Source organism: Mucilaginibacter sp. A3364, from assembly GCF_059690715.1.
Genome location: NZ_JCAWED010000002.1, coordinates 1,267,354 through 1,280,043, shown reverse-complemented (window position 1 = coordinate 1,280,043; position 12,690 = coordinate 1,267,354). Strand labels below are relative to the sequence as shown.

Annotated in this window: 10 protein-coding genes and 1 tRNA gene; 6 read left to right on the top strand and 5 right to left on the bottom strand. The window is 42.7% G+C overall.

The annotated features are described in order from the left end of the window. Positions 1-26: 26 nt before the first annotated feature. Entirely contained in the window at positions 27-449 is a 423-nt protein-coding gene (locus AC59JT_RS17980) for a hypothetical protein (protein WP_497401593.1), read from the top strand. A 51-nt stretch (positions 450-500) separates the two neighbouring features. Here AC59JT_RS17980 and AC59JT_RS17975 read toward each other — a convergent pair whose 3' ends face one another. The 4 genes from AC59JT_RS17975 to AC59JT_RS17960 all read right to left on the bottom strand — a co-directional run bounded on the left by AC59JT_RS17975 (position 501) and on the right by AC59JT_RS17960 (position 3,679). Further along, the gene (locus AC59JT_RS17975; RefSeq protein ID WP_497401591.1) at positions 501-713 is read right to left on the bottom strand and encodes a hypothetical protein; all 213 of its coding nucleotides are present in this window, start codon (positions 711-713) and stop codon (positions 501-503) included. Positions 714-775: 62 nt separating this feature from the next. Further along, positions 776-1,567, bottom strand: coding sequence for a diadenylate cyclase CdaA (cdaA, locus tag AC59JT_RS17970; RefSeq protein ID WP_497401589.1), 792 nt, complete (start codon positions 1,565-1,567; stop codon positions 776-778). A gap of 94 nt (positions 1,568-1,661) precedes the next feature. Then, complete coding sequence (locus AC59JT_RS17965; protein WP_497401585.1) at positions 1,662-2,708, bottom strand: TerC family protein; 1,047 nt, start codon at positions 2,706-2,708, stop codon at positions 1,662-1,664. Then, positions 2,708-3,679 carry a polyprenyl synthetase family protein gene (locus AC59JT_RS17960; protein WP_497401581.1) on the bottom strand — a complete coding sequence of 324 codons (972 nt, stop codon included), beginning with the start codon at positions 3,677-3,679 and terminating at the stop codon, positions 2,708-2,710. The genes AC59JT_RS17965 and AC59JT_RS17960 overlap by 1 nt, the downstream gene beginning before the upstream one ends. Before the next feature lie 357 nt (positions 3,680-4,036). Here AC59JT_RS17960 and AC59JT_RS17955 point away from each other — a divergent pair. Next, positions 4,037-4,124: transfer RNA gene (locus AC59JT_RS17955), tRNA-Ser, on the top strand. Between the two features lie 201 nt (positions 4,125-4,325). Here the strand turns inward: AC59JT_RS17955 and AC59JT_RS17950 are convergent. Beyond that, entirely contained in the window at positions 4,326-4,931 is a 606-nt protein-coding gene (locus tag AC59JT_RS17950; RefSeq protein WP_497401579.1) for an RNA polymerase sigma factor, read from the bottom strand. Positions 4,932-5,265: 334 nt separating this feature from the next. Between AC59JT_RS17950 and AC59JT_RS17945 the strand changes: the two genes are divergently transcribed. From AC59JT_RS17945 to AC59JT_RS17930, 4 genes are all read left to right on the top strand, one after another. Beyond that, positions 5,266-6,315, top strand: coding sequence for a FecR family protein (locus AC59JT_RS17945; protein WP_497401577.1), 1,050 nt, complete (start codon positions 5,266-5,268; stop codon positions 6,313-6,315). Positions 6,316-6,537: 222 nt separating this feature from the next. Next, positions 6,538-9,957 carry a TonB-dependent receptor gene (locus AC59JT_RS17940; RefSeq protein WP_497401575.1) on the top strand — a complete coding sequence of 1,140 codons (3,420 nt, stop codon included), beginning with the start codon at positions 6,538-6,540 and terminating at the stop codon, positions 9,955-9,957. A gap of 29 nt (positions 9,958-9,986) precedes the next feature. Next, entirely contained in the window at positions 9,987-11,447 is a 1,461-nt protein-coding gene (locus tag AC59JT_RS17935; protein WP_497401573.1) for a RagB/SusD family nutrient uptake outer membrane protein, read from the top strand. A gap of 376 nt (positions 11,448-11,823) precedes the next feature. Further along, positions 11,824-12,387, top strand: a complete 564-nt coding sequence (locus tag AC59JT_RS17930; RefSeq protein WP_497401571.1) for a hypothetical protein — start codon at positions 11,824-11,826, stop codon at positions 12,385-12,387. The last annotated feature ends 303 nt before the right edge of the window (positions 12,388-12,690 follow it).

Here is a 12,690-nt window from a genome sequence, read left to right as displayed (position 1 = left end):
CACATTTATAAACCAATAACCTAACAATGAAAAAACTGACCATTATTACATTAATGCTGGCGACCATGTTTACTGCCTGCAGCAAGAAAGAAAAAAAGGTAACGTTGATCAACAATATGTTGCTGTATCAGCTAGGTGAGGATCAAGGCTATCACTTAGGCCAGCAAATGACCGAGACATTTTTAAGCCGTTTGATTGAAGAGGATGTGGTTGACGCTTCGTGGAACGATCTGACTATTTTCGTAAAAACATTATCAGCCACTAAGGATACTAATTACTACAGCGTGCGTATGAAAAATGATCCGGATAAGCCATCGGTTGTGGTATCATTGCCTAACACCCGCTTTTACGATATTGTGAGTAAAGAGTGTGCCGAATGTACAACCGTAAAAGTACGCCAGGACGCTGCAACCAAAATGTGGACTGTAAGCGCGCCTGCTAAAAAGTAAATAGCATTTGCATATAACAAAAAAGCCCGTTACTGCTAACGGGCTTTTTTACTATTTACGACGTTCTTTTAATTTAATGGCCCGATGCTCCAGGATGATCTGTATAATGCCTACGGTTAAAAAGGCGGCAAATACCGGGTATATAATAAAAAACGATTTATGTACTGATGAATTTGCTACGGCAAAAGCTAACAGCATGTGTAATATGGCGGTTACCACCATGCCCACACTGCCAATAATAAACAGGGGATTTAAATTCTTCATGCGCTCAATAGTTTAACTATACGTAAATATAATAAAGTATAAACGTTAAATAGGTATAACTATTACAGAAAATCTTTATTTAATAGTTTTTCCAACTCGGCGAAGCTGATATTCATTTTTACGCGGCCTTGCCTGGCATACGATATTTCGCCCGTTTCTTCGGATATGATGATGGCAGTGGCTTCGTTGGCCTCGGTAACGCCAATGCCGGCCCTATGGCGTAAACCAAATTGCGCGGGCAAATCCAGCTTATCCGTTAACGGTAAAATACAACTGGCAGATTTTATCTTATTCTCGGCTATAACAACCGCCCCGTCATGCAGCGGACTTGTTTTTTGAAAGATGCTTTCCAGCAAACGTTTGGATATTTTGGCCTCTACAATTTCGCAGCTGTTCTGGTAAAACTGCTCATCGTAATATTTAGCGAATACGATAAGCGCGCCAGTGCGGGTTTGCTTCAGGCTTTTGCAGGCATCAATGATAGGTTTGATACGGGCATAGTTGTTTTTTTCGGCTTTGGCTTTGCCGAAAAAATATTGCCACCAGGCTTTATTACGTTGCAGCGATGCATTTTTACCAACCAACAATAAAAAACGCCTTATCTCCTGCTGAAAAATAACGATGACCAATATGATACCCACCTTGGTAAAGGTGCCCAGTATTGCCGAAAGCAACTTCATGTGCAGTTGGTTTACCACGAAGTTGAGTGCATATAAGATGATGATACCTATCAATACGTTTGCGGCTATCGTGCCGCGTATCAGGCTATAAATCTGGTACAAAATAAAGGCCACCACTATTACATCCAATACATCTATGTAGGATGGCTTAAAGGTGTAATCAAACAAATGCATGCTACGAAGTTAACATTTTCTGCCAAGGGGCAAAGGTTTACCTCGTGTCATTTTATCTGCCGGTCATTTTATCACCGGCAGGGAAAAAGAAAAATTACGCGTGTTTCTTTTTGGGGAATATAAGTGATGCCACCACACTGATAATCAGTATAGCTAATATGATCAGTAACGACCTTCCTGTGGTTAAGCCGATCACTTCAGCATAATGCGATGCCAACATTTTTATACCGATGAATACCAACAGCGCTGCCAAACCCACTTTAAGGTAATGAAATTTATCAATAATATTCACCAGTAAAAAGAACATGGAGCGCAGCCCCAATATGGCAAATATGTTGGAGAAGAAGACGATATAAGGATCTTTGGTAATGGAGAATATAGCCGGGATAGAATCTACCGCGAATACCAGGTCGGTAGCTTCGATAATCAGCAGCACAAGGAACAGCGGCGTGATGAGTTTTTTGCCGTCAACTTTTATAAAAAACTTATTGCCCACAAAATGCGGATGCACGGCAAAAAAGCGCGAGGCGAACTTCACCACGGGGTGATGCTCCGGGTCGATCTTTTCTTCCTGGTTGCGGTTGATGAACATGGTGATACCCGTATAGATCAGGAAGGCACCGAAGATATAAAGTATCCAATGAAACTGGTTGATCAAAGCCGAGCCCAGGAATATAAACAGGAAGCGCATGATAACCGCGCCGATAATCCCCCAAAGCAATACTTTATGGTAATATCGTTTCTCTACCGAGAAAGCCGAAAATATCAACACCATCACAAAAATATTATCAACCGATAGTGCATACTCAACCACGTAGCCGGTTAAAAACTCAAGGCCCAGGTTTTTTCGGTATAGCTGCAGGCTTTCCGCCAGGTTACTGGTGTTTAATTTTAAATTATGCAGGTGGTCGGCATTAATTTGCTGTAGGCGGGCCATGCTATCAACCGAGTGTAGCAGGTGCCCGTAGCGTAAAATAAGTGCATAAAACACCATCGCAAAGGCCACCCAAACGGCACTCATAATGCCGGCTTGTTTAAGGCTAACTGGTTTATCGGCTTTGCCAAACAAACCAAGGTCAATAGCCATCATTAAAAAAACGAAGACCAGGAAACCAGCGATAAATAGTAATTCGTGCGACATTATTTATTTCTTTCTGTAGTAAACCTAACTAATTGTTCCAGGCCGGTCCGGGCATCCCCTGCGGGGAAGGTATTTAAAATAGTAAAGGCCTCGTCCTGGTATTGTTTCATTTGCTCTTCGGCATATTTAAGGCCACCACTTTGATTAACAAAGGCAATAATGCGGCCTATTTTTTCGGCATCGTCATTATGGTTTTTAACCAGGTTTATAATCCGCTTCTTATCATCGGGGCTACAGTTGTTCAACGCGTAAATAAGCGGCAGGGTAACCTTTTTTTCCTTAATGTCAATTCCCAGGGGTTTGCCAACATCATCTGTGCCAAAATCAAACATATCATCTTTGATCTGGAAAGCGATGCCGATCTTTTCGCCAAACAAGCGCATTTTTTCAACGGTGTCATCATCAGCCCCTGCCGACGCGGCCCCGCAAGCACAGCATGATGCTATAAGCGATGCGGTTTTCTGGCGGATAACATCGTAATAAATAGCCTCGCTAATGTCCATACGGCGGGCTTTTTCCATTTGTAGCAGCTCGCCCTCGCTCATTTGTTTTACAGCATCTGACACGATCTTTAACAGCTTAAAATCGCCATTGTCGATGGATAGTAGCAATCCTTTTGATAGCAGGTAATCGCCCACCAAAACAGCTATTTTATTTTTCCATAAAGCATTTATCGAGAAAAAGCCACGGCGCTGGTACGAGTTGTCTACCACATCATCATGCACCAGGGTGGCGGTATGCAGCAATTCAACCAAAGCTGCTCCACGATGGGTTGATTCATTGATACCCCCGCAAATACTCGCCGAAAAAAACACAAACATGGGTCGTATTTGTTTGCCCTTGCGTTTTACAATATAATGGGTGATACGATCAAGCAGCGGAACCGAACTGCGCATAGAGTTTTTAAAGCGTTCCTCAAAAACGTCAATATCGGCAGCAATAGGTTTTTTGATATCGTTAATGCTCGGCATTGAAAAAACACAGGCTTTTGTACTTGCCGGGCTACACGCCTGGCTAATCACGCAAACATAAGGTAAAATTGTGTATCTGCGTTGTTACCATAAAAATTTTAAGGCGGTTAAACCAATGACCGGTTTTTCACTCTATCCTTATAACACTGAATGCCATATAGGATAAAGTGATAAGTATAGTTTTTGGTTTATAATTTGTTTATGAAGCGGGCCCTGGTAAGCCCGCTTTTTTTATGCGCATAGCTGCGATATTATTATACCTTTGCAAACCAATTTTTGCAGGTTAAAAACATATAATGTAACTACTGGCAACTGCACGTGAAGTTTTTACGTAAGGTATAATATTGTATAATAACAGGAGAGGTGTCTGAGTGGTCGAAAGAGCACGCCTGGAAAGTGTGTATACGCCAAAAGTGTATCGAGGGTTCGAATCCCTCCCTCTCCGCACAGTAAATGCCCGGCATGGCCGGGCATTTTTGTTTTATGACGTTGTGATAAAATATTTTGATTTTATGGATTTTAAAAATGAATCACATTGACAAATACTTGCCGAAGTAGGTGTTTACAAATTAGGATAAGCAATATTCAATACCCCTATTATAGCTAAACAAGAACGTCGCCTTATCGGGGCGACGTTCTTGTTTAGCTATCTGTACAAAAAATGAATTTTTAACAGTGTTGCGATAAGTAGCGTCCATTCCCCGCGGATACTGTTATAAGCCTTTTGTAGCAAGTTATGTACCGACTGCTTATTAAGGTTCATTACTTCGGCCACCTGGTCAAAACTTAAGTTTTCATAATATTTTAAATAAATAACCTCGCGCTGTCGCGGTGGTAGCGACTCTAATATTTTCTTGATCTTTTGGCTCAGTTCAATATCCTCAGTTACCGCAATTATTTTTTGCTCGATGTCAAATTCAAAGAAAAAAGCATAATCATCTTCGCTAATGGTCTCTGTTCTGTTCCATTTTGTTTGAGCTCTGAACACGCGGTTACGTAAGGCAGTAAACAGGTACCATTTAACAGAATCGGGAGTGGTAATGGTGGCGCGTTTGTTCCATAACTCGATAAAAAGCTCCTGTATGCAATCCTGTATGATCTCGCGGTCGTTACAAAACCGGGCGCCATAGCTAAAAAGCGGCCCCGAAAATTTCTCCAGCAATAAATTAAACGAAATGAGGTCGCCATCACGAAAACTTTGCCAAAGCAGCTTATCGTCAGGCTGTGATATCATTTCTTTTTTAGGACGCATTTTGGTTATAATGGGGCAATTGCCGTGTGGCTGCTATTGGTAAAAGTATGCATAATGATAAAAATCAATAACTATTCAAAGCAATATTTAATAATTAAAAGATTTTTAAAAAAAGTTTTCTTTTGAAGGGTAACATTCGCTATTGCATGTGTCTTACCAGTATACACATTATACAACCATTATTAAAAACCTGTTTATGTTACCCAATAAACGCGCTTATTTGCGGCAGCGCTTTGTAGCGAAATGCCTGACTTTTTGTGGGGTAAATGCTGCATACATTAACCCTAAGGAAGTTTAGCGAATGATTAATTTTAAATACAATTAAATAGGCAATATGGATAAATATAATGAACACGAAATAGAGGACCTGATAGCGAATGAATCATTTGTTAGCTGGGTATTGGCGCCTGATGATGCTAATGATTCAACGTGGACTGCCTGGCTGTTGCAAAACCCGGAGAAGCGCGACACGGTAACCCGGGCCCGCAACATCCTGTTGTCGTTACAGCTAAAACAGGCAATGCCACCCCTTAGCGCCGAAGAGTTAGCAGAGATCACCGATAATGTGAACCGCGAAATAAGCCCGGTTAAACGTTCGGCAGTAGTGCGTAGCATCGGCCAATCGGTATGGATCAGGATCGCGGCAATTTTACTGGTTGTTATTACCGTAGCGATTTTATTTTACAGGGAGAATAATGGCGGAATTAAAACCAACGAAGCAAGCGCTGTTACCCTGGTTAACTATGTAAACAGGGATGTAAAGCCAAAACTCATCAAATTAAGCGATCAAAGCTTGGTTATCCTTCAGCCACACTCATCAATTAGCTACCCGCGTGCTTTTGCCGGAAATGAAAGAAGGATATCCCTTTCCGGGGAAGCTTTTTTTGAAGTGAGAAAAAATCCGTTGAAACCGTTTTTCGTAACGACCGACCGCCTGATTACCAAAGTGCTGGGCACCAGCTTTACCGTGCGCGCTTTCCCAAATACCATGGCCAAGGTTATTGTAAACACAGGCAAGGTGCAGGTAACCAAAAAGGATAGCTCGGATAAGGTGATCTCGGTAGTAATACTACTGCCAAATGAAGAGGTAGCCGTAGAAAAAGGAAAAGACCTGCTACAAAAAAGACAATTGAAGCAGCCGTTGATATTATCAAAAGAGGTTGCTTCGGTAGCTTTCTCCTTTAGCGAGACGCCGTTATCCGAGATCGTGAAAAAATTACAACTGGCTTATGATGTTTCTATCGTATACGATCAGAAAAAATTTGCCGGCTCAACTGTAACAGGGTCATTGGGTAATTTGCCTTTAGACGAGAAGATCAAAATGATCTGCCGCGCTATAAATGCGCAATATGCTATTGAAGATGGGACGATCAATATAAAATAAACCTAATTATAAAACTAAAACAGCGCGTATGAGAAAGTAAACTACATAGTGAAGAAAAAACCGAAGGTATTCGTCGTACCTCCGGTCGATCTTAAAAGCCCGGAAATGTTTGGAAGTCATTTTTAACACACCGCAAGATGTGAAGGGGCTTTTGTGTCGAGTTAATAACCTAATACTAACCCAATCAAAATTATGAATTATAAACACTTACTCATAAAAATTATGAGAATATCGTTTTTACAGCTATTTATCATACTCTCGCTATTCGGAAGTACAATGGCTAAAACGCTGAAGGCACAGGCTGTGCTGAATACAAAAATATCGATCAATCAAAACGGTGTTGCCTTAGGGACGGTTTTGAAAATGATTGAGAAGGAGTATGACGTTAATTTTATTTACAGCCCGCAAATACTTGATGCAAAGCAAAAGGTTAATGTTTTTAGCCAGTTTCGTTTACTGTCTGACGTTTTGAATGATCTGCTGGCACCTGTAGGCTTAACTTACGATGCATCAGACAATGTCATCGCTATCAGCAAGGCTAAAGACCCGAAGTCGGACGATATTCCTGCCTCGGTCACTATAACGGGTAAAGTGGTAGCCGAAAGTAATGGCGAATCGCTGCCCGGCGTAACCGTAAAAGTAAAAGGAACCAATATTGCCACAAGTACCAATGTAAATGGCATTTACTCAATAGATGTGCCGAACGGCGATAATGTACTGGTATTTAGCTTTGTTGGTTTTGATACGCAGGAAATACCTGTAAGTGAGCAAAAGATCATCAACGTTGTTTTAAAAACAACCCCAAGCAACCTTAACGAGGTGGTTGTTATAGGTTACGGTACGCAAAAACGTTTAAATGTAACTTCGGCCATTAGCTCGGCACCTATGAAGGAGCTGCGTGAGCAACCGGTATTTAACGTACTTACCGCCATGCAAGGCAAAATAGCCGGTGTTTCGATCAAATCAAACTCGGGTGGCCCGGGTGCTACGCCGGTAATACGTATCAGGGGTTTTGGCTCGATCACCGCCGGTAACACACCGCTTATTGTTGTTGACGGAAACATTGCCAATACGGATATTTTTCAAACCATAGGTGCCGATGAAATAGAAAGTATAGACATATTAAAAGACGCTTCTTCGGCAGCCATTTATGGCTCAAAGGGCTCTAACGGTGTTGTAATGGTAACCACTAAACGCGGAAAAACCGGTTCACCAAAAATTGATGTAGGGGTTTACAGCGGCTTTCAATATGTGACTAAGAAAATAGACCTGTTGACCTCGCAGCAATTCGCCGAATTTTCAAAAGACGCGGCCAATAACGCTTACCTTGACGCTTTTCCTACTGCAAGCATTACCGATGCTAATAGTTTAAGAGCAACGCGCGTGGGCGGTAATGCCCGTTTCGGCTACCCAAGGGGCGAATCGGGGATCAACTTTGACGATCCGGCTGCCGTAGCTGCATTGCCCAACACCAATTACCAGGACCTGATCTTTCAACGGGCACCTATCACCAATTATTCTGTTGGTGTTTCAGGCGGTACCGATAAAGTTAAATACCTGGTTAACGGATCTGTTTTGGCGCAGGATGGTATCATCATCACATCAGACATTAAAAGATATACGCTTAGGGCTAATGTGGATGTGCAAGCTACTTCCAAATTAAAGATCGGCTTAAATATCAACCCCACTTACCGGGTACAACACACCGTAAACGCAGACGGACACTGGGCAGATAACGGCGTGATCAACGCGGCGCTGGCTACGGTGCCTTTCCAACCGGTATATGATGCCAATGGCAATTACACAACAGTAGTGCCCCTGGCAACACCGTTTCAATGGGCAACGCCAACGAACGCGGTGGCCAATGCTACAGAACGTAAGCGCCGTGTAGGCTATTCTAACCTGGTATCGAACGCGTATGCGGAATACTCGTTTTTGGATAATCTGAAATATCGAGCATCGGGTAATGTCAATATCGTGACAACAAACACTGATGCTTACAATACCTCACGACTTCCGCTTAACGGCTTACTGCCACCTAATGCAGCCACCGGAAGCTCGGCCTTTGAGCAAACAGGATCATGGCTGTTCAACCAGACATTAAACTATACCAAAACATTTAAAAGCGGGCATTTTATAGACGCGCTTATTGGTATGGAAGCAACCAGGTTCCAGGTTAGGAATACCAATGCGGCGGGCAACACCTTTCCTAATGATGTTGTGCAAACTTTAAACGCGGCCGCAACGCCTACATCGGCCACTTCATCAATTGCCGAAAATGCAAGTCATTCGTACTTCGTTCGCGTTTCGTACAACTATAAAAGCAGGTACCTGGCATACGCCTCCATCCGTAGAGACGGCTCATCTATCTTCGGTTCAGAAAACCGCTATGGTGTGTTCCCTGCGGGTTCGTTAGGCTGGAATATATCTGAAGAAGATTTCGCGAAGCCATTAACCTGGTTATCAAATGCTAAGTTGCGGGTAAGCTATGGCTTATCGGGCAATAACGCATTTAATGGTAATTATCCTTACGCTTCGTTACTAGGTTTAAGTAATTACGCATTTAACAATACATTGGTAAATGGAGTTGTCCCTTCAACATTGGGCAACGTTAAGTTAGGCTGGGAAAAGAACGAACAACTGGATATTGGTATGGAACTGGGCTTTTTACAAAACCGTGTCTCCATTACGGCCGATCTATATAACAAGATAACTAAAGACCTTCTTTTTTCGGTACAGGTACCAACTCTTACCGGCTACGGATCATCTTTCCAAAACATAGGCAGAATGCGCAACCGCGGTCTTGACCTTGCTTTAAACACCAATAACCTTATCGGAAAGTTTACGTGGAGTACCAACGCCAATATTTCTTTCAACAGGAATGTTGTGCTGGCCCTAGGCCCAACAGGTGCGCCACAATTTAATGATGCCGGTGTAGGCTCAACCAATGTTACCATGATAGGCTTGCCAATTGGAAACTTTTATGGTTACAGACAGTTAGGTGTATTTAAAGATCAGGCTGATCTGAATTCGTACCCGCATGACGCGACATCTAAACCGGGCGACGTAAAATTTGAAGACGTTAACGGCGATGGAAAACTGGATGCTACCGACCGTACAACCATTGGTAACAACCAGCCGCAGTTTACTTACGGCTTCACCAATAGTTTCTCTTTTAAAGGTGTTGATCTAAGCGTAGCATTCCAGGGTGTGCAAGGTGGCCAGATACTAAACCTGAGCCGCCGGTTTTTTGATAACCTGGAAGGAAGCCAAAACCAGTTAGCTATTGCTGCAAACAGGTGGAGGTCGCCAAGCGATCCGGGTAACGGCACCGAACCAAGAGCTAATGCCCGCACTACCGGTAACAATAACGCGGTATCATCAAGGTGGTTAGAAAGCGCTTCATACTTACGCCTTCAAAACATAAATATTGGCTACCAATTGCCAGTTAAATGGGTACAAAAAGCAGGCATTTCTAAAGCACGGATATATTTCTCAGGTCAAAACCTGTATACCTGGTCAAATTACCTGAACTACAACCCGGATGTGAGCAATTACGACGGACCATTAACAAGCGGTGTGGACTATGGCTCGTACCCGTTATTCAGGACCCTTACCCTTGGTTTAAACGTAACATTTTAAACCATTTCACCACATTAATTTTGAAGATCATGAAATCAAATATTAAATATACTTTCATACTCGCGCTGTCGCTATTTTGCTCGTGCAATAAGGATTTTATAGACCTTAAGCCCATCTCCAACTTAACCAGCGAGAACTTTTACCTGACACAGGCCGACTTTAATAACGCCGTTAACGGGGCATATGCCGGTTTACGCTCGGGAGGAACATATGGTTCAAACAGCTATGTATTTGGCGAGATAAGAACCGATAATACTACACCAGTGCCAAGCGGTTCTGTAACCGACCAGGATGAGTTCCATCGTTTTTATATCAGAACAACCAACCCCCTTATCAGCGGCCGCTGGAATGATTGCTACGCGGCTATAGCGCGCTGTAATCCCATCCTGGAAAGAATAGGCGCTATCAGCATGGATAATAACCTGAAAGCACGTTACATTGCGGAAACCAAGTTTTTACGTGCGCTATATTACCTCCAGTTAGTGCAAACGTTTGGCGATGTACCGCTGGTGCTGAAAGAGATAAAAGACCCAAGCGAAGGCTATAACTACGCACGTTCGCCTAAAGCAGAAGTTTACGCGCAAATAGAACGCGATTTGACCGATGCCGAGGCCGTGTTGCCAAATTCTTATTCGGGAGCCGATTTGGGCAGGGCAACCAAAGGTGCCGCTAAGGCGATACTAGGACGCGTGCTCATGGTAGAACGTAAATACCCGCAGGCAGCTGCCAAACTTAAAGAAGTGATGGACCTGGGCGTTTATAACCTGCTTACAAATTATAGTGACGTTTTCAGGGTTAATAACAAATACAACGCCGAAGGGATATTTGATGTACAATTTAAATCAGGCCAGGTGGGTTTGGGTAATGGTTGGCCAAACAGTTTCGCCCCGTTAAATTCAGGCAACTTTGTTGTTGCTTTTGGTGGCGATGGTAATAATGTACCTACTTCAGACCTGATTGCCGAATATGAAGCTAATGATAGCAGGTTAAACGCCAGCATATCTACCCAGTACACCAACACTACTACCGGCGCTATTGTAAAAGTTAATTACGTTAAAAAATACTTTGATGTGCCGGCAGCGAAAAATGATAACGGTAATAACATCCCTGTCATCAGGTTTGCAGATGTACTGTTAATGTACGCAGAGGCATTGAATGAGCAAGGATATGTAGCAGGGGGCGACGCTTTCACTAACCTGAACAGGGTTAGAACACGTGCCGGCTTAGGTAGCCTCACAGCCGTACAGGTGCCCGATCAGCAAAGTTTCAGGCTGGCTATGGAGCACGAGCGCAGGGTAGAATTTGCGTTTGAAAATTTAAGGTGGTATGACCTGGTTCGTACCGGCCGCGCGGTAACCGTTTTAAACGGTAAAAAAACGTTCCTGAACCTGGTTAACAACGTTACGGATGCGGCTACCGTTTTCCCTATTCCACAATCGCAGATAGATATTACACAAGGTAAACTCACGCAAAACGCGGGGTCTTTTTAACTGATCTATTTGAAATACAAACGATAAACAGGTTTTCGCAGATCGCCTCCAAATTCGATCAGGCGAGATATACGCGCTAATGATCCGGGTATCTACCCGGATCATTTTACCTGTCCCACGGCTGCTTAAGCCGGATACCAGCGCGTTGACACTTTAACTGCCTTCCTTTCCTTTCTCAGTCGAGACGGTTTTAAATTGGTTAGTCCCGATAATTACTATCGGGGCTTTTTTGCGTCTGATTTTATGAAAATCAATTTTGGATCGGTATTAAGCACTGTGCTAATATTTTATTTACAACGTTTACATTTTTATTTACAATCTAAATTCCTCATACTGAAAGACATCAAGGTATTTTCGCTAAATAATTTTAATAGAAATGAGAAACAAAAGGAATGCTTTGTTCGGTCTGGCTATTATGTTGGTTGGACTAATTTATTCAGATGTACAGGCTCAGCAAAAAAAAGGCATTTACCGCGCTAACTTTTCTGGCGAATGGAAAGCCGAAGAGTCGATAGCTATGGGCGGAAATACTGTCTGTTCGTTTACCGAGGGGGATCGTATGCTATCTAAAACAATGAAAATAGCAGAACAGGCAAATTCTCTAACCATAGAAGTACCAAACCCGGCTCCGGGTACGGCGCTGGTTAAAAACCAGGAGAAACTTATCTTTAACGGCAAAACAATCCAAATTGATCGTGCCCCGGGATTCGGAAAGAAGTTTACCGTAAAGTTGTCAGCAGATGGCCAAACTATGACGGTGAACTCAATTGTATACCTAAAGTATGTGCATGCTCCGAAACAAGAATTTGTGTACATAACCGAGGTTTGGAAGTTGAGCAGTGATGGAAAGTCTATTTCTATACAGGCAAATGCAAAATCCACGCTGTTCGGATCAGACGAAAAGCGTTCCTGGACCACTGTCTTCAATAAAGTTAGTTAGTATTAAAACGCTGTTTTGTAAAAGCCCGGCATAGTTCAGGCATGGATTGTTTTGAGTTTTTATAAATTCTCCGATCGATGCCAAAACCTTTTGGATCTGCCGATAGATTTCATCTTTAACCGATAGTGGAATTTGATCCTGGCTTATAACAGGTAAATTAATCCGGTCATTTGCTTCAAAGCCCGAATAGTTATTTGTAACTGTTTGGGCTTTTGGTTTTAATGGCGGCAATGCGGTGAAGCGGTTGTTTTGTTAATACGTTTGCGTAAATAAATACTTACGCGATGTTTGCCTACCAGTAAA